This is a genomic window from Staphylococcus sp. T93, assembly GCF_016743875.1.
Classification (GTDB): Bacteria; Bacillota; Bacilli; order Staphylococcales; family Staphylococcaceae; genus Staphylococcus; species Staphylococcus aureus.
Genome location: NZ_CP068247.1, coordinates 1,881,163 through 1,899,253 on the forward strand (window position 1 = coordinate 1,881,163; position 18,091 = coordinate 1,899,253).

An 18,091-nucleotide genomic window follows, 5' to 3' on the forward strand; every position below is an offset into this window, starting at 1 on the left:
ATACACCAAATCCCCTCACTACTGCCATAGTGAGGGGATTTATTTAGGTGTTGGTTATTTGTCACCTTTTTTATTGTTGCGCGTTCGTAACCAATGTGCAAAAAACGCAACAAGACAGCCGCTTATAGCTGAAGTCATGATGTTAATTAATAAATTGAACATCCGTCATACACCTCCTCTCTGCGTTAAAGTAACGCCCGAGATGTTAGGCGACCATCATATTATATCATTTATTTATTATATTTCACGCAATATTAAGGCTTAAGTAAAGTTTTTTTTAGTGGTTTACGCTACTTTAATTGCTATCTTTTAAAATCCATTTAGATAATATAAATGTGATGGGTATCGTAATAATTAAACCAGCAAATGGTGCAATTTCTGCTGGCAAATTTAGCCAGGATACAAATACATATAATAAAACTGTTTGTAAGCTTACGTTGACAATCTGCGTAATTGGAAAACTAATGAATTTTCTCCAAGTAGGTTTTACCCTGTAAACAAAATAACAATTCAAATAATATGAAATCACAAAAGCGACTAGAAATCCGGTAATATGACTAATCATATATTCAATGTGTAATAATTTTAACAGCAATAAATAGACAACATAATAATTTAACGTATTAATGCCGCCAACAATGATAAATTTTAAAATTTCAGCATGCGTTTGTGTTAGTTTCATATGTGTAACTCCTCAACATCAAAATATATGCATAACTACGTTCTCGAACATACTCGAATATGCGAGCCAATCCGCTTCACTTCAAATATGCTTATTTCAATCTTTATACCCTTTCACAGCAAATTTAGTCTCTTTCCCCTCATCCTTATACGCCATTATAATGTAACTGATTTATCGCGTGACTCATTAGCACTATAGAGATTACTTTAGTTCACTAGTAATTTTATATACAATAAGAGCGACAACAGTAATGAGAGGATGTCTACTATGCAATTACAAAAAATTGTCATCGCTCCTGACTCATTTAAGGAAAGTATGACCGCACAGCAAGTTGGCAATATTATAAAACAGGCTTTTACTAATGTTTATGGGAATACCCTTCATTATGATATCATTCCGATGGCTGATGGTGGTGAAGGTACCACAGATGCTTTAATGCATGCAACAGGTGCCACTAAGTATACAGTCATCGTTAATGACCCTTTAATGCGACCTATTGAAGCATGTTATGCACGCGCAGACGAACAACAAATTGCAATTATTGAAATGGCGGCAGCGTCAGGTTTGGATTTATTAGAAAAAGAGGAACGTAATCCTTTATACACATCATCATATGGTACCGGTGAACTAATTAAAGATGCATTAAATCATGGTGCTAAGACCATTATTTTAGGGATTGGTGGCAGTGCAACAAATGATGGTGGTACAGGTATGCTAAGTGCACTAGGCGTAAAGTTTACTGATGTAAACGGGGACTTATTACAAATGAATGGTGCTAATCTTGCTCACATTGCACAAATCGATATAACCAATCTAGATTCGCGATTAAAAGAGGTGACCTTTAAAGTGGCCTGTGATGTTTCAAATCCTTTATTGGGTGAAAATGGTGCTACCTATATTTATGGTCCTCAAAAAGGCGCTGATGCAAAGATGATACCAAAGTTGGATTTCGCAATGTCGCATTATCATGATAAGATAAAAATGTGCACAGGAAAGTCCGTTAATCAAATACCAGGTTCTGGTGCAGCTGGCGGTATGGGCGCAGCATTATTAGCGTTTTGTGAGACAACTTTAACAAAAGGTATTGATGTCGTCTTTGACATTACAGATTTTCATCAAAGAATTAAAGATGCAGACCTCGTTATTACTGGAGAAGGACGCATGGATTATCAGACCATCTTTGGTAAAACACCCGTAGGCGTTGCGTTAGCTGCAAAACAATATCATATTCCTGTCATCGCGATTTGTGGCAGTCTAGGCGAAAATTATCAACATGTTTACGATTTCGGTATTGATAGTGCCTATTCTATAATCTCTTCACCTAGCACTTTAGAAGATGTCCTACAAAATAGCGAACAAAATTTATTAAACACTGCAACTGACATTGCTCGTATTCTGAAATTACAATAATGTCAAAGTAAATCATCAGCTTTATTATTTGCAGTTAAAACTTGAATGAGGTGAAACCCATGAAAAGAACTGATAAATACCGTGATTCATATCAATACGACAATCAAAACCAAAATCATCGTCGTCAATCTGAAGACGCATCGTATAGACAACAATATGCTAAAGGCGATCCTGAAGAACACCCGGAACGATACTATAATGGTAGAGATTATCGAAGAGAACAAATTCTTGAAGAAGAAAACGAGAAATCCCGCCGTTCAAAAAAATGGTTATATATCATTATTGCCATTCTCTTAATTATTGTCGCTATTTTTGTCACACGCGCCTTACTTAACAATGATAGCGATAAAGTTAGTAATGACCCTAAAGTCTCTCAAAATTATAAAAAACAAGTTGAAAATCAAGACGGCCAAATTAACCAGCAAGTAGATAATGCTAAAGAAAATATTAAAAACAACCAAAAAACTGATGACATTATTAAAAATTTACAAAATCAAATCGACAACTTGAAGCAGCAAGAACAAAACAAAGCTGATTCTAAGCTAACTCAATTTTATCAAGACCAAATCAACAAATTGACAGAGGCAAATAATGCACTTAAAAACAATGCAAGCCAAGGTAAAATTGAAAGCATGTTAAATGATATTAATACAAAATTCGACAGTATTAAATCTAAATTAGAAAGCTTATTTAAAGATGACAATGGTGGCGCTAATTAATTATTACACCTGCTTTGATGATAAACATTAATTCCCTATACTTTATCTGTATCACTACGTTATTCGTGATGATGCATTAAGAGTATAGGGATTTTTTATATAAACTTGTATTCTAACTACATACAAATACACACAAAACGTATATAATTTATATAATTATATCATTTAAAGGAGTCTGATCATGCAATCAACGAAAACCAAAACGAAGCATTTTTCATTTTTATTGCTAATTACGTTAGGCGTCATGACCGCTTTTGGCCCACTAACTATAGATATGTACGTACCATCATTACCTAAAGTGCAAGGTGATTTTGGTTCTACTACATCAGAAATTCAATTAACATTATCATTCACAATGATTGGTCTTGCACTAGGCCAATTTATCTTTGGACCTTTATCCGATGCTTTTGGTCGCAAACGGATTGCTGTATCCATTTTGATCATTTTCATTTTGGTATCAGGTTTGTCTATGTTTGTTGATCAATTGCCATTATTCTTAACTTTACGATTTATTCAAGGTTTAACTGGTGGTGGCGTCATCGTGATTGCAAAAGCCTCTGCTGGTGATAAATTTAGTGGCAACGCACTCGCTAAATTTTTAGCATCTTTAATGGTAGTTAATGGCATCATCACTATTCTTGCACCATTAGCCGGTGGATTAGCTTTATCCGTAGCAACATGGCGTTCTATTTTCACAATTTTAACTATTGTGGCACTCATCATTTTAATTGGCGTCGCTTCTCAATTACCTAAAACATCTAAAGATGAATTAAAGCAGGTGAATTTTAGTAGCGTCATTAAAGATTTTGGAAGTCTTTTGAAAAAACCAGCATTTATTATTCCAATGCTATTACAAGGTTTAACTTATGTAATGCTATTTAGTTATTCATCTGCATCGCCATTTATTACTCAAAAATTGTATAATATGACACCCCAACAATTTAGTATCATGTTTGCTGTTAACGGTGTAGGTTTAATCATTGTCAGTCAAGTCGTTGCTTTATTAGTAGAAAAATTACATCGCCACATATTATTAATCATTTTAACTATTATACAAGTGGTAGGTGTTGCTTTAATTATCCTGACACTTACATTCCATTTACCACTTTGGGTCTTACTCATCGCATTCTTCTTAAATGTGTGTCCTGTGACGTCAATTGGACCGCTTGGTTTCACAATGGCTATGGAAGAACGAACAGGTGGCAGTGGTAACGCATCAAGTTTACTTGGCTTATTCCAATTTATCTTAGGTGGCGCTGTTGCACCATTAGTTGGCTTAAAAGGCGAATTTAATACATCACCATATATGATTATTATCTTCATTACAGCCATTCTATTAGTCAGTCTACAAATCATTTACTTTAAAATGATTAAAAAGCAACATGTCGCATAACACTTCAACATAATTAGAACCCTAGCAAAGATATCTATCTTTGTCAGGGTTCTTCTTTATGAATTATGAGATCGAATCTTCAACTAAAATTACGCCTTCATAGCAAGGACATTTCTATTCAATCACCCTTTAACAGGCATCCAAATTTCTGTAATATATTTTTCACTTGTAGTATCACCATCCTGATACAACTCAAAAAATGGTGCTGATTTTACCGTATCTGCTTGATATTGATGTATGTAGTGATGAACCTCTTCCATTTTTTGTTGAACTGCTTTAGGTACTGCGCCCTGTGCTTCAAATACCATATACTTTGAACTTGCTAATGTTATGACATCATATTTTTCAATATCAGCACTATTATCTCCGGTAACTGCAATCATATATGACATCTTACCGTCTAATTCAGGTATACATAAGCCAAGTATCCCGGCTAAATCACCATTATTTTTTAACTGTAAATCCGCAATTACTCCCTCTTGATAACATCTTTGCCAAAACCCTGCTATATGTTGCTGAGCCTGTCGTCCATTTTCATACGTTTCTTTAATACCTACTAACGTTAACGACGCAAGTTGTTGTAATTGATATTCCATTTTATCACTCCATTAATTTTATTCACTCATGTAAAACATATGTTTAGGACATTTTGCATTGACGCTATATAATTATATTAAATATTTATTGAATCAATGCGAGGACTATATTATGAACCGAAAAATATTACCAGTTAAACCTATCAGTCAGCTATTTCCTATCCCTATGGTCATGGGGTGTGAAGGTGTTTCCGCAGCCATGATGTTGCAATACAACAACCAACATATCCCTGCTACAGAAATTATGAGACATTGGCCGACACATCCGAACAATCCACATAAAGGTTATGTTGGACATCACTTATTCATTAAGCTTGGCAATTATCATCAAACGATATTTCCAGAAGCATATGTACCATTTTTACAAAAATACAATCCTAATATCGTAGACGGCACTGGTAAATCGTTAGAAGATCTTAAAGGTATTATCGATCAAGGTCAACCTGTGTTAATATACCATACTAATCTTGGTTCTAAACCATTACTACGTGTTTTCCGCTTTGATAACAAGCCAGCGAAACAAGTTTCAAATATTCACGTAACGTTACTCATTGGGTACGATGATTACTATTACTATTATATCGATCCACTTTGGAGTCATATTCGTCGTGGCCTAGTTTTACCTGCCATCATTCCAAATCGCAAACAAATTATTAAAATTCGTAAAGAGAAAATGGAATACAGCTTTAATTCACCAGGAAGAAAGTGCATTTATGTGCAACCACATTCATATACAATTGAAAATCAGCAACAAAATAAACACACGTAAGTAAACACATTACTCGCGTGTGTAAAACATAAAATGCGCAAACTGGGTCAGGTTTGCGCATTTTAAATTTCTATTATTTGTATCGTCTCATTTATTTCCTGGTAAATATCTTCTGAACGCCATTGTCTTGGATAGCCTAGACACGGACAGAGATAACATCTGCCATCATCTATCACACTTTTACGAAAATGAACATGGCCCATAATACTATATGGTATATCGAACATCGCATACAAAGGATTGAAATCACTTGTCCCAATAAATGCATTATAAAAATCGAATATACGATGCGGCATAGGAACAATGAAATCAGGGTGCGTCACAACATGTGTGACTAAAATCACTCGTCTATTTCCTACTTCTAATATATCTTTCTTCACTTGTTCAGCCGCTATTTTAGATAAATTTTGATCTGATATGCCCCAAGATATTCGTTCTTTATCTTGCCAAGTCGCACCATAATGTTTTCCTTTTTGTAACTCATCTAATGAAAATCGTTGTGCTGCAAAGCTATAATCATACCAGCCAGTATGTCCTATGATTGCCCATTCTTCATTTACTATAAATGGTTTTCCTACCAAGCACTGTGACATACTCTTATAATTATTCCAAATGTCTTGCGTAGTCATACTTTCAACTTCCCATAAATCATGGTTTCCAGGTACAAATTTCACAGGTATATCTAATTGTTTTGTCAATTGCGTTATAAATTGGTGCGTCAATTGATAATGATTTGAGATATCCCCCGCAATCAACAATATATCCAATTTCTTATACTTAACTATTTCAACCAATGCCTCTAAGTAATCTTCGGATGTTTTTTTATTATGACGATCAATATGTAAATCGGCGATTGTCCCTATCTTCATACCCTTACCTTCTTTACTCAAATTAAAATGTTATTTATTATGCCATAGCTTATCTAATATATATAGTTAACTGCTTCATTTAGATGATTATTTTATATTTTTGCATAAAAACTTATATCTTTTCAAAAAAATCGATAAGTTTTAGTTATCATACCCTTACCTATCAAATGTTTTTTCTTATATTTAAAAAAATAATTGCTTTATTAAATGGATTTCTTTAGTATTTATAATTAAGAAAACGCTTACACACAACTTTTTTATTTGCTTTATCCTGAGGAGGAAAATTATGGCAAGAAAATTGCATAGAGAGTTGAATAACAGACACATCCAATTAATAGCAATTGGGGGCGCAATTGGAACTGGGTTATTCCTAGGATCAGGTCAAACAATATCTTTAACTGGTCCATCACTGTTATTCACATACATGATTATTGGGGTTGTACTATTCGCTTTTATGCGCGCATTAGGCGAATTGTTGTTGAGCAATACAAGATTTAATTCATTTGTTGATATTGCAAATGAATATTTAGGCCCTTTTGGTGGCTTTGTCATTGGCTGGACTTACTGGTTATGTTGGATTGTATCAAGTATGTCAGACCTAACTGCGATGGGACAATACTTTGCATTTTGGTATCCACAAGTCCCAAATTGGATTACCGTGCTATTTATTGTTTTAATCTTGATTAGCTTCAACTTATTAGGTGCCAGATTATTTGGTGAACTGGAGTTTTGGTTCTCGATTATTAAAGTTGTCACAATTATTGCGATGGTTATCGTTGGTCTTGTATTAATCTTTTTCTCATTTAAAACACATTATGGACATGCATCATTCACAAACTTAATCAGTCACGGTGGCATGTTCCCTGGTGGAACATTTGGTTTCTTAATGTCATTCCAAATTGCTGTATATTCATTCATTGGTATTGAACTTATAGGTGTAACTGCTGGTGAAACGAAAGATCCTGAAAAAACCTTACCGAAAGCAATTAATAATGTACCTATCCGTATTTTATTATTCTATATCGGTGGTCTATTAGTAATTATGTCAGTCATACCTTGGAATGATATCGATCCAAATAGTAGCCCTTTCGTTAAACTCTTTACATTAATCGGCGTACCATTTGCAGCAGGTGTCGTTAACTTTGTCGTGCTAACTGCCGCGGCCTCTGCTACAAATAGTGGTATCTATTCGAATAGTCGTATCTTATTCGGACTGTCACAACAAGGGTTAGGTCCTAAAGTTTTAAATAAAACGAATAGTCATGGCGTGCCTTATTTATCAATGTTAGTTTCATCAATTGCATTACTTATAGCAGCCTTGTTAAACTACATTTTCCCTAATGCAATTCAACTATTCATATACGTTACAACGTTATCAACTGTGTTGTTTTTAGTTGTTTGGGCAATGATTATTGTCGCTTATCTAATGTATTTGAAAAAGCATCCTGAGGCACATAAAAACAGTAAATTTAAGTTGATTGGTGGTAAGCCTATTGCTTACATTATTCTAGCGTTCTTCTTCTTTGTATTCATTTTATTATTCTTTAGTGACGAAACAAGAGCAGCTATTTATATTTCGCCATTCTGGTTTATATTTTTATTTTTCTTTTATAAAAAATACAAAACGAATGCTGAAAAGCTCGCGTATGAACAACGACAAAATGACAGCGGTCATTTCAGATATGACAATCAATAATTTAAACATCTCGCTCTAGTATCAGTTCAACCGATACTAGAGTTTTTTTGAAAATAACTTCATTTTATCAATATATCTATGTCATTATGCCTTAAAAGTGATAAAATATTAACTATTAAAATTTTGAGGAGTATTGTATGGCACTATTAGAAGCATTTTTAATTTTTATTTTTGCTGTGATTATTAGTTCGGTTATCAATAATCGATTCCCACAAATTCCTACTGCCTTTATTCAAATTGCATTAGGTGTCGTTATTTTCATTATTCCAATACAAGTTGATTTCCAATTCAATTCTGAAGTATTTATGTTTGCCGTTATCGCGCCACTACTTTTTGTGGAAGGTACCCACGTCTCTCGAACAAAATTATTAGAATATCGTAAACCTATACTATTAATGTCAATGGCACTAGTGTTTGCAACTGTAGTCGGTGTTGGCTATTTTATACATTGGATTTGGCCTGCCTTACCAATGCCAGCCGCTTTTGCAATAGCAGCAATTTTATGTCCTACTGATGCAGTAGCAGTATCTGCTATTACACGCGGAAAATTATTACCTAAAGGTTCTATGACGATTTTAGAAGGTGAATCTTTACTCAATGATGCAGCAGGTATCATTTCATTTAAAATTGCTGTTACTGCATTAGTAACTGGTACCTTTTCATTATTCCAAGCTGTTGAACAATTTATCATTTCAACAATACTAGGTGTACTTATTGGTGCAATTATTGGATTCGTTGTCGTTAGAATACGTATAGACTTAACCGCTAATAAAGGTTTAAAAGATAACAATACCTTAACTTTTATTCAATTATTAACTCCTTTTGTCGTATACTTTTTAGCAGAAGAAGTTCATGCTTCAGGTATCATTGCAGTTGTAATCGCAGGTCTAATCCATGGTTTAGAACGCGACCGTTTAATTAGAGCACAAACGGAACTACAAATGAATTACCATCAAATTTGGAACACATTTAGTTATGCCTTAAATGGTTTTGTATTTGTTGTATTAGGTTTTATGATTCCTACTGTAGTCATAGATATTTTCCAAACAGAGCCTGACAACTTTTCATTTTTAATAGTGATCACTATATTAATCGCTATTGCAATTTATGCATGTCGATTTGTTTGGGTTTATTTCTGGTACAAAGATTTTTATTTCCCGAAAAATATACAATCTTATCTAGACGAGGAACATGATTCACATGAAACACCACCTTCTCGAGTGCGTTACGCATTTATTATGACCATGTGTGGTATTCACGGTACAATTTCACTTTCAATGGCACTTACATTACCATTTATCATTACAAAAGGACAAGCATTCGAATACCGTAATGATTTATTGTTTATTGCATCTTTCATGGTATTAATTAGTTTAATCTTAGCGCAAATTGTTTTACCTTTAATTACACCATCTGCCGAAGATACTACTTTTAAAGGTATGACTTATCAATCTGCCAAAATTTTCATTGTTCAAAAAGTGATCCAGCATTTTAAAAACGAAAGTAAAAAAGACAAAAACGATACAAATTATCGCCCAGTATTAAACCAATACTATGGAGAATTGTTATTTTTATTAAATTCAGAACCTGATAATCAAAATACAAAAGAACTCAAACGTTTAGAAGATATTGCAAAAGTAATCGAAACATCTACACTTGAGCGTTTAATTGATAAAGGTAAGGCAACATATCAGGATATTAATAATTACCGCAATATTGTCGAATTAACAGAGACACACCGTACTGCATCATTTGTTGAAAAATTTGCAAACTTCTTCAAGATGTTATGGCTTAGACTTAAAGCGATGAAGCACTACAAAGCCTTAAATAAAGAATCTAAGAAGCAAGAATTTGAAAATTCATTCAAAGATGTTCAAAAAATTATGCGTATTGTGAATCACAATATTATTTTACGCTTAAAAGAAGAACAAAATAGTACAAATGTACTTGAGGTTAGCTTAGTCATTAATCATTACTATGATATGAGTCGCTCATTAAAGTGGCGTGCACAACGTCGAAAAGAACGTCAAGAAAACAGCAATCAAATCATACCGCAAGCTATGTTCCATAACCACAAATTGGAAGCATTGTACTTACAACGTCATCTTTTAGATGAATTAATTCGCAAAAATAAAATCAACAATATCGTTGCAGCTCAAATTCGAGAAAATATCAATTACAACGAAATTGTCTTGTCTTTACAGTCCAAACATTAAGCAAGACATAACAATACCCCCGTACATATGAGACAAAGTCATTATCATCTCATATGTACGGGGTTTTTATATTCAACATCAAAAAATCAGATTGATGAAAAGTAAATAACCTTTCATCAATCCGATTTGATTATAGAATCTATTTTTTAAGTTTAAATGGAATTGTACATACGTTAACATTCTTTTGATAAATTAAATACAATTTCATACGCAAACTAGTTTGATTGTGTAATAAATTATGCCAACGTTTCTTAGTAATAAATTCTGGTATCACTACTGTAATCATATAGTTTTGATCGTTGGCTTTACGATTAATCTTATCGATAAAACGTGAAATTGGTCGTATAATACTGCGATATTCCGAATGTAAAATAACTAATCTTACATCTGGGAAATGACGTTTCCATTTCTCTTGGAATGCTTTTTCATCTTCATCTCCAAATGATACATGTACTGCTATGACATCATTATTCGCAAGCATTTGTGCGTAATAAATAGACTTATCAACTGCTGTTGTAATACTTGTTATCGGCACAATTGCTAAATTACGATCTACCACGTCCACATTAAGAACATCAATGTCAGAACGTAATTGTTCTGCGATATCTCGATAATGTTTGTTAATTTTCAAGAAGAAAATCACCACGAACGGCAAGAAAATAAGTATCGGCCATACTTGGCTAAATTTAGTTATGAGTAAAATCATAAAAACAATAAATGTCACGATACCACCAAGTAAGTTCACAGACAACTTACTTAACCAATTCTTAGGACGTTCATGAATCCATTTAATAACCATACCGAATTGTGCTAGTGTAAATGGAATAAATACACCAACCGCATACAATGGAATTAAATCTTCAGTCATACCATCAAATACAATAATTAAAATAATGGCTAATACACCTAAAATAATAATCGAGTTAGAGTAGCCTAAGCGATCACCTCTAACAGTAAACATTCTAGGCATATATTTATCTTTAGACATTGAAGCCGCTAACATCGGAAAAGCTGTAAATCCAGTGTTGGCTGCTAATACCAAAATCATCACGGTCGTTGCCTGTACAAAATAGAAGGCAGCATTATCACCAAATATTTGCATAGCTAATTGTGATAAAACTGTCGTTTCCGTTTGTGGCAAAATTCCATAAACATATGCTAAACCAACGATACCAACTAATAAAAACGCTAAAATTGAACCCATAGCAATTAACGTTTTCACAGCATTTTTAGCACTTGGCTCTCTAAAATTGGTTACCGCATTTGAAATAGCTTCAACACCCGTTAACGATGAAGCCCCTGATGAAAATGCTTTTAATAGCAAGAATAATGTTACTCCAGGAACCGCAGTTCCTACTGATGCATGCATATGTGGTTGAATATCTCCTGTCGCCACACGGAAAGTACCTATAAATATTAATATCACTAACCCTATAATGAAAAGATATACTGGATAGGATAATACGGTGGCAGATTCAGTTAAACCACGTAAATTTAATATTAAAATAAAAAGTACAAGTAAACATGCAATCAGTACTTTATGCCCATATAAACTTGGGAATGCAGCAACAAATGCATCAGCACCAGATGATATACTAACAGCGACAGTCAGTATGTAATCGACTAATAATGAGCCTCCTGCAAGCAATCCCCATTTTTCTCCTAAATTGGTCTTGGACACCATATACGCGCCGCCACCTTTAGGATATGCATAAATAATTTGCCTATAAGACATAATTAAAGCAGCTAATAAGATCAGAACAGCACCTGCAATCGGTAAAGTATACCAAGTTGCAACTGCACCCACTACTGATAGTGTAATCAGTATTTGTTCGGGACCGTAAGCCACTGAAGATAATGCATCCGACGAAAGAATCGCTAACCCTTTAAACTTCGATATCTTTTCGTCTTTTAGTTCTCTGTTTTTTTTAGGTTGCCCTATAATAAGTCTTTTAAATTGATTGAACATAATCTCCTATTCCTTTTTATAGTTTTTGATGGATATCACTATACGCCTATCTTTCCAAAAAGTATAGAGAGTTAATTAATATTTTTTATGTAATTATACACCTATTAACATATAAGGTGTCAAAAATAATGGTAAATATACCTCTTTAATTAATTTATTCAATAGAACTGGTATAATAAAATAAATCTCATTAGGCACTTAAGTAAATTTAACATATAAAAAGGAACGTTTATGACTACTAAAAAACTGTATTTTCTATCCATTTCTATTATCATTTTAGTCGCCATTTCAATTGCTATATATATAACATTAAATAGCAATACGAAGACACGGTTAACCAATGATTCGCAACAACAAATAGATACAATTATCGAGCATGATTTACAAAAGGGACACATTCCTGGAGCATCAATTTTAATAGTAAAAAATGGCAAAGTTTTTTTAAATAAAGGTTATGGTTATCAAGATGTTGATAAAAAAGTCAAAGCTTCTCCCACAACAAAGTATGAAATTGCTTCTAATACGAAAGCTTTCACAGGTCTTGCAATTTTAAAATTAGCTCAAGAAGGTCGATTAAACTTAAATGATGCCGTATCCAAACATGTGCCTCATTTTAAAATGAACTATAATGGTCAAAATGAAACTATTACGATTAAGCAACTTTTGGCTCAAACAAGTGGTATACCTAGTGATATTACAAGCGAAGATTCTGTGACAAGCAAAAATAATCGTTTAAATGATGTAACCCATGCAATTATGGGTGATGAATTACATCATAAGCCCGGAGAAGAATTTGAATACTCAAATATGAACTATGATTTATTAGGTTTAATTATCCAAAACGTTACGAAGCAATCCTATACAAAATATATTACAAATTCATGGCTCAAGCCTTTGCATATGACACATACATCATTCAAACAAACCAATTACAAATCAAAACATGATGCTATTGGCTATGAATTACAAGGTTCGACACCTGTCGTCTCTAAACCTGAATTTAACCTTTGGGATACACCATCAGCATATATGATGACATCAACTGAAGATTTGGAACATTGGATAAAATTCCAACTTAATCCACCTGATAAATACAAATCATTAGTTCAACAATCACATAAAAATTTATCTTCAACAATTGGTGAACCTAATGCCAATGCATATGCTTCCGGCTGGTTTACCAATAATGATGAACATTTAGTGTTTCATTCAGGAACGCTAGATAACTTTTCATCATTTATTTTACTAAATCCAAAACAAAATTATGGAATTGTTGTACTTGCAAATCTAAATTCGGAATATGTACCCAAATTAGTTGAGCATCTTAATACACAAATTGTAAATCACAAGCGATATTCGACGGTTGCGTCTATGCTCAATCAATATAAAGATCAATTTAATATTGTTACCGTTTTGATGACAACACTTATTTTATTAGCATTTATATTCTCAGCTTATCGTGCTTGGCAAATGCGCCATGGTCAAATTCTTTTGCGTAGATCAAAACGGATTGCTGTATTGAGTTGGTTATCATTATGTATATGTATCGCTTTAGCGCTCATATTATATGCATTACCATATCTCATTCTCGGTAGCAATAATTGGTCTTTTGTACTGACTTGGCTACCAATAGAAATTAAATTAGCACTAATCACAACATTAATTGCATTATTCAGTACATTAATTGTAATTCTGTTATTCCTTCATACAAAGATAACGAAGACATAATAAAAAAGACTTGTTCGAGCCGTGCGTTTGATAATATATCATCCACGATTCGACCAAGTCTTTATTCTTTGTATATTAAACGGATAAATTATTATTTAATTGGATTCATGCCATCTTTCCAAGTTTGATAAATCAGAGTACCACCTTGCGCTTTAAACTTCTCATTGCTTACGCCACGTTCAAATGGTTGCGCAGGTTGAATATCAATATTTGGTTCAACACCAAGTTGTTCTTTATACCATTCTGCAAATTCAGAACCTTTAACAGGTGCATCATCTGCTACATTATAGATACCATTTTCAAAATGAATAGCTTGAATAGATGTTTCAACTGCATCATCAAGATGCACAAATGATGTTACGCCATCTGAAAGTGTCACTTGACCATCCATAAATTGATTATAAATCATGCCATCTTTTCCGTACCAAGTACCTGGGCCATATAACCAGCCAAAACGTAAAACAACGTATTCATCCATACGAGCCGTTTCTTCTTCTAAACCAACCACACCATCAACCGTTACTTTTCTATCGCCAGTTGAGTTAAAATCAAGTGAAGTTTCCTCATTTGCTAATCCTTCGCCAGGTTCATACATAAAGGCAATACTTTGGGCAATTACTTTCTTAACGTCATGCTTTTTCGCCGCATCAATTAGGTTTTTAGAACCTTCAATACGTACTTTCGTATTTGCTGCCATATCAACATTTTTTAAATCCGTAATTTGATTGATAATGATTTCTGGTTTAAAATCTGCTAACGCTTGATCAATAGTATCAGCTTTTAATATATCACCAATATATGCTTTTACATTAACAGCAGCTAGCTTTTGTTGACCATTCTCAGATGTAGTAAAACCAGCAACCTCATGCCCCTCTTCTTTTAGTCTTTGAACTAATTTAATGCCAATAAGGCCCGTTGCACCAGTTACAAAAATTTTACTCATTATAAACACCTTTTCTCTATTTGTCTTTTTAATATAATTACTTGCTTGATGAGTTTACAAAATTCACGTGAGACTTCCAAATGATTTGCCTCAAAATTTTTCAAAGTGTCGTCGTAAAAACTGTCTAGTAAATACTAATAGTATGTCGTAGACCTATGACAAATCTGAATTATGACGAAGATCAATCAAGAAAAACAGCACCAAGATCATTTCAATTTGAAAGTACCTTACTGCTGTTCTTTATTTATTACATTTCAATCTTAATAATGACCGTAATATCACGTGATTGTCATTTCCTTGTAATCATACCTAAAACACCAATTAATCCTGTGCGTGTCGCTGACTTTCTTTAGTATGAATTAAATCAGTAATAAAGCGATTGACTGGCGCTTCAATATGACGTTGTTTACCTAATGTTGCAACTGCGCCATTAATATAATCAATTTCAGTTTTTCTATTATTAACAATTAAATCTTGATACATGGATGGATAATGCGCACCAACTTTTTCATTTAAATCAACTAAATATTCAAATACTTCATCAACATTTAAATGAACATTATCAATCGTCGCTACATGCACTATTTCTTGCGTTAATTTATAAATCAAACACTTCGCATAACTACTTTCATTCAGCGATGCCATATTACACTCCAACACTGTGCTTAATGCATTTGCCGTACCATTAACACAAATCTTTTTCCAAATCGATTGGTATAAATCTTTACTAATGACACCATTCAATTCCGCTTCGTTAAGTAAATCAGCAACTTTTATAACATTTTCTTTACCTTCATCCACTAGTTCACCTATTTCAACTGGTCCACTACCAAGTAAATGACTGTGTCCAGGGCTTTCAAGACCTGCCGTCCAAGTCGTAACACCTCTGACAATTTGTGATTGAGCAACATACTGCGCAATGACTTCTTCATGCTTCAGACCATTCATCGTACATACGACGATCGTTTCATTATCAATATGTGGCTTCATATCTTCCATCACTTCTTTTAATTGCATAGACTTTGGAAATAGAAAGACAACATCGTAAATGCTTTCGTCCGGTTGATCATTAAAATGATACATCGGAATGTTTAACTCGAATGCCTCTCCATTAATCGTTATATTTAATCCATGTTGCTTAACCGCTTCAACATGAGATGTATATCCGTCAATAAGTGTGACATCATATCCTGCTTGAAATAGTTTGGCACCAAAGCCACTACCTAATGCACCCGATCCAGCAATTGCAATTTTCATCCTATAAACCCCTCTTCATCGTTGTTGTTCATTTTAAAAATACTACTTTCGCATATTAGCGTCAATTTGAAAATCATTCGCTTAATATGCACACAGCTTTTATCGTCTATAAAAGAACACACCTAACATTAAACGTCAATACGCAACATTAAGTGTGTATGATAAACTTACTTTCACAAAATTTCCTTTAAAATCCCTACATAATAACTTGCTTTCATTTCAGTTTTACAAATTCGTTTGATTTTTAGGAACTAATAGTAAAATGACTAAAAATGCAACAATTGCTAGCAAGGCATTAAACATCATACCTGTGAAACCACCTAAGTTCAAATTTAAATTAGCTGCTAACACAGTATAAACCGTACCAGATACTGCTACTCCAAATGCATTTCCTAATGATGACGCCATTTTATACACACCTGAAGCAACACCCGACTTATCATCTGGCGCACTAGCAACTGCTGTATCAGTTGATGGTGTAGCATATAATCCTAAACCAGTACCAAACAATAAATATCCAACTATACTAGATATGATATACCACACTTCTGGTAAAAATGTTAACGACAATAAGATTAACCCAATCACTGTAAAGCCACTTCCTAGTAATAGTGGGCGCTTCGGACCATGTTGAGATAAAATCTTTTCACCTACACGAATCATTGACAACACTGTTATTAAATACGTTAATGAAATATAACCCGTTTGCGAAGAATTAAATCCTAATTGTTGTTGATAATACGTGTTAATAACGATAAGTGCACCACCTGCTACACCATTTAATAAGAAGTTTGAAATAGTTGCACCACTGTATCCTCTATTTTTAAAAATTGAAAAATCAACAAGTGGATGCTTTATTTTATTTTCGTAATATACAAAACCAACTAATGAACAGATAAACACAACAATTAAACCTAGAATTAACGGTGAAACTAAACCAAAATGAGACGTCTGTGTGATGATTACATTTAAACTTAACATCGTCACTACTAAAATGACTAAACCAATAACGTCAAACTTTTTAGCTTCTGCTTTCATACCTTTGATTGGTTCTGCTTTAGTCTCAGGTGCATGTTTGATTAAGTACATTGCTAATAATGTTAATAGAATTGAAACAACAAATATTGAACGCCAACCTATATATGTAGCCATTAAGCCACCAAACAACGTACAAATACCACTACCACCCCAAGAACCAATAGACCAATAGCTTAAGGCACGTTGTCTTCTTGTACCAATATAATATTCGTTAATAATAGCAAGTGTTGATGGCATAATACATGCTGCAGACAAACCTTGAATTATTCTACCTATAATTAAAAATGCTGGCAAAGGTGTAATGATGATGAGTAATGAACCTACAACATTTAATATCAATCCTACATAAGTAATTTTGACGCGACCAAATTTATCAGCAACATCACCAGCACCTACGATAAACAAACCAGCAAATAAGGCAGATAAGCTAACAGCGATATTTATCGTTCCAACGTCACTACTATATGTTGATTGTAATGGGACAACAAGATTAACAAGTGACTGCGCGAATAGCCAAAAGGTAATAACCCCTAAAACGATACCCAAAAGCAATCGGTTGTCACCTCTAAATTGTTTTGATGTGTCCATGAATTAGATAAGCCTCCTATGTTTAAGAAAAACAAATTTTTAATATGATATATTAAGAAACAATATCATAAATTTGCAGAAAATTATAAATAAAACATCTCATTTTTTAGTATTTTTACAATAATTAACGCTTTTTATCCAAAAACTTTCATGATAATAATTGCTATTTTAGTGTAAACGCATACAAACACAACCTATAAAAAGGCTACTCAAAGATT

Annotated in this window: 15 protein-coding genes; 7 read left to right on the forward strand and 8 right to left on the reverse strand. The window is 33.4% G+C overall.

The window, feature by feature from the left end; translation table 11 throughout:
• Positions 1 to 54 precede the first annotated feature (54 nt).
• On the reverse strand, positions 55 to 162 hold the full coding sequence (locus tag JG553_RS09375; RefSeq protein WP_000482650.1) for a type I toxin-antitoxin system Fst family toxin: 108 nt from the start codon (positions 160 to 162) through the stop codon (positions 55 to 57).
• 133 nt (positions 163 to 295) lie between these two features.
• On the reverse strand, positions 296 to 682 hold the full coding sequence (gtxA, locus tag JG553_RS09380; RefSeq protein ID WP_000779358.1) for a flippase GtxA: 387 nt from the start codon (positions 680 to 682) through the stop codon (positions 296 to 298).
• 267 nt (positions 683 to 949) lie between these two features.
• Between gtxA and JG553_RS09385 the strand changes: the two genes are divergently transcribed.
• The 3 genes from JG553_RS09385 to JG553_RS09395 all read left to right on the forward strand — a co-directional run bounded on the left by JG553_RS09385 (position 950) and on the right by JG553_RS09395 (position 4,204).
• Positions 950 to 2,092 (forward strand): glycerate kinase, encoded by a 1,143-nt coding sequence (locus JG553_RS09385; protein WP_001176863.1) that lies wholly within the window; start codon positions 950 to 952, stop codon positions 2,090 to 2,092.
• A 59-nt stretch (positions 2,093 to 2,151) separates the two neighbouring features.
• Positions 2,152 to 2,811 carry a membrane protein gene (locus JG553_RS09390; RefSeq protein WP_000831298.1) on the forward strand — a complete coding sequence of 220 codons (660 nt, stop codon included), beginning with the start codon at positions 2,152 to 2,154 and terminating at the stop codon, positions 2,809 to 2,811.
• Between the two features lie 181 nt (positions 2,812 to 2,992).
• Positions 2,993 to 4,204: a putative multidrug effflux MFS transporter TcaB gene (locus tag JG553_RS09395; protein ID WP_001192075.1), complete on the forward strand. Its 1,212-nt coding sequence runs from the start codon at positions 2,993 to 2,995 to the stop codon at positions 4,202 to 4,204.
• Between the two features lie 122 nt (positions 4,205 to 4,326).
• Here JG553_RS09395 and JG553_RS09400 read toward each other — a convergent pair whose 3' ends face one another.
• Positions 4,327 to 4,800 carry a GyrI-like domain-containing protein gene (locus JG553_RS09400; RefSeq protein ID WP_000456489.1) on the reverse strand — a complete coding sequence of 158 codons (474 nt, stop codon included), beginning with the start codon at positions 4,798 to 4,800 and terminating at the stop codon, positions 4,327 to 4,329.
• A 112-nt stretch (positions 4,801 to 4,912) separates the two neighbouring features.
• Here JG553_RS09400 and JG553_RS09405 point away from each other — a divergent pair, with 112 nt between their 5' ends.
• A complete protein-coding gene (locus JG553_RS09405) occupies positions 4,913 to 5,569 on the forward strand; it encodes a C39 family peptidase (protein ID WP_001080281.1) in 657 nt (218 codons plus the stop codon).
• 62 nt (positions 5,570 to 5,631) lie between these two features.
• Here JG553_RS09405 and JG553_RS09410 read toward each other — a convergent pair whose 3' ends face one another.
• The gene (locus tag JG553_RS09410) at positions 5,632 to 6,438 is read right to left on the reverse strand and encodes a metallophosphoesterase (protein WP_000690197.1); all 807 of its coding nucleotides are present in this window, start codon (positions 6,436 to 6,438) and stop codon (positions 5,632 to 5,634) included.
• A 286-nt stretch (positions 6,439 to 6,724) separates the two neighbouring features.
• Between JG553_RS09410 and JG553_RS09415 the strand changes: the two genes are divergently transcribed.
• Both JG553_RS09415 and JG553_RS09420 read left to right on the forward strand, forming a co-directional pair.
• Positions 6,725 to 8,134, forward strand: a complete 1,410-nt coding sequence (locus tag JG553_RS09415) for an amino acid permease (protein WP_000101538.1) — start codon at positions 6,725 to 6,727, stop codon at positions 8,132 to 8,134.
• 137 nt (positions 8,135 to 8,271) lie between these two features.
• Positions 8,272 to 10,350, forward strand: a complete 2,079-nt coding sequence (locus tag JG553_RS09420) for a cation:proton antiporter (protein WP_001185692.1) — start codon at positions 8,272 to 8,274, stop codon at positions 10,348 to 10,350.
• Between the two features lie 139 nt (positions 10,351 to 10,489).
• On the opposite strand, the gene JG553_RS09425 is transcribed toward JG553_RS09420, so the two are convergent.
• Complete coding sequence (locus JG553_RS09425) at positions 10,490 to 12,319, reverse strand: APC family permease (protein ID WP_000483049.1); 1,830 nt, start codon at positions 12,317 to 12,319, stop codon at positions 10,490 to 10,492.
• Positions 12,320 to 12,550: 231 nt separating this feature from the next.
• On the opposite strand from JG553_RS09425, the gene JG553_RS09430 reads away from it, so the two are divergent.
• Positions 12,551 to 14,047 carry a serine hydrolase domain-containing protein gene (locus tag JG553_RS09430; RefSeq protein WP_000208575.1) on the forward strand — a complete coding sequence of 499 codons (1,497 nt, stop codon included), beginning with the start codon at positions 12,551 to 12,553 and terminating at the stop codon, positions 14,045 to 14,047.
• 91 nt (positions 14,048 to 14,138) lie between these two features.
• Here JG553_RS09430 and JG553_RS09435 read toward each other — a convergent pair whose 3' ends face one another.
• The 3 genes from JG553_RS09435 to JG553_RS09445 form a co-directional block, all read right to left on the reverse strand.
• Positions 14,139 to 14,990 (reverse strand): NAD-dependent epimerase/dehydratase family protein, encoded by an 852-nt coding sequence (locus JG553_RS09435; protein WP_000034507.1) that lies wholly within the window; start codon positions 14,988 to 14,990, stop codon positions 14,139 to 14,141.
• A 321-nt stretch (positions 14,991 to 15,311) separates the two neighbouring features.
• On the reverse strand, positions 15,312 to 16,247 hold the full coding sequence (locus tag JG553_RS09440) for a 2-dehydropantoate 2-reductase (RefSeq protein ID WP_000684056.1): 936 nt from the start codon (positions 16,245 to 16,247) through the stop codon (positions 15,312 to 15,314).
• Between the two features lie 225 nt (positions 16,248 to 16,472).
• Positions 16,473 to 17,873: an MFS transporter gene (locus tag JG553_RS09445; protein WP_000381270.1), complete on the reverse strand. Its 1,401-nt coding sequence runs from the start codon at positions 17,871 to 17,873 to the stop codon at positions 16,473 to 16,475.
• Positions 17,874 to 18,091: the final 218 nt, after the last annotated feature.